1 protein-coding gene is annotated in these 1,061 nt (G+C 65.0%); it reads left to right on the top strand.

What is annotated here, in order from left to right:
* Nucleotides 1–1,061, top strand: a 1,061-nt coding sequence (glyA, locus tag DIE11_RS35990) for a serine hydroxymethyltransferase (RefSeq protein ID WP_148093073.1), incomplete at both ends; no start/stop codon positions are given.

Genomic DNA, 1,061 nt, shown 5'->3' with positions numbered 1-1,061 from the left:
AACCGCCGCCAGGAAGAGCACATCGAGCTGATCGCGTCGGAAAACTACACGAGCCCGGCCGTGATGGCCGCACAGGGCTCGCAGCTCACGAACAAGTACGCGGAAGGGTATCCGGGCAAGCGCTACTACGGCGGCTGTGAATACGTCGACGTGGTCGAGCAGCTGGCGATCGACCGCGTGAAGCAGCTGTTCGGCGCGGAAGCGGCGAACGTGCAGCCGAACTCGGGTTCGCAGGCGAACCAGGGCGTGTTCTTCGCGATGCTCAAGCCGGGCGACACGATCATGGGCATGAGCCTCGCGCACGGCGGCCACCTGACGCACGGCTCGCCGGTGAACATGTCGGGCAAGTGGTTCAACGTCGTGAGCTACGGCCTGAACGAAAACGAAGACATCGACTACGACGCAGCCGAGCAACTGGCGAACGAACACAAGCCGAAGCTGATCGTCGCGGGCGCGTCGGCATTCGCGCTGAAGATCGACTTCGAGCGTCTGGCGAAGATCGCGAAGTCGGTCGGTGCGTACCTGATGGTCGACATGGCGCACTACGCGGGGCTGATCGCGGCGGGCGTGTACCCGAACCCGGTGCCGCACGCGGACTTCGTGACGACGACGACGCACAAGAGCCTGCGCGGCCCGCGCGGCGGCGTGATCCTGATGAAGTCGGAATACGAGAAGCAGATCAACTCGGCGATCTTCCCGGGCATCCAGGGCGGCCCGCTGATGCACGTGATCGCGGCGAAGGCGGTGGCGTTCAAGGAAGCGCTGTCGCCGGAGTTCAAGGCTTACCAGGAGAAGGTGGTCGAGAACGCACGCGTGCTGGCTGAGACGCTGGTCAAGCGCGGGCTGCGGATCGTGTCGGGCCGTACGGAAAGCCACGTGATGCTGGTAGACCTGCGCGCGAAGAAGATCACGGGCAAGGCGGCGGAAGCGGCGTTGGGCGCGGCACACATCACGGTGAACAAGAACGCGATTCCGAACGATCCGGAAAAGCCGTTCGTGACGAGCGGGATCCGTCTGGGTTCGCCGGCGATGACGACGCGCGGCTTCGGCCCGGCGGAAGC

It is taken from the genome of Burkholderia sp. Bp9012, from assembly GCF_003853825.1.
Classification (GTDB): domain Bacteria; phylum Pseudomonadota; class Gammaproteobacteria; order Burkholderiales; family Burkholderiaceae; genus Burkholderia; species Burkholderia diffusa.
Note: the sequence above shows the minus strand (reverse complement) of the source record. Positions and strands in the feature narration are given on the sequence as shown.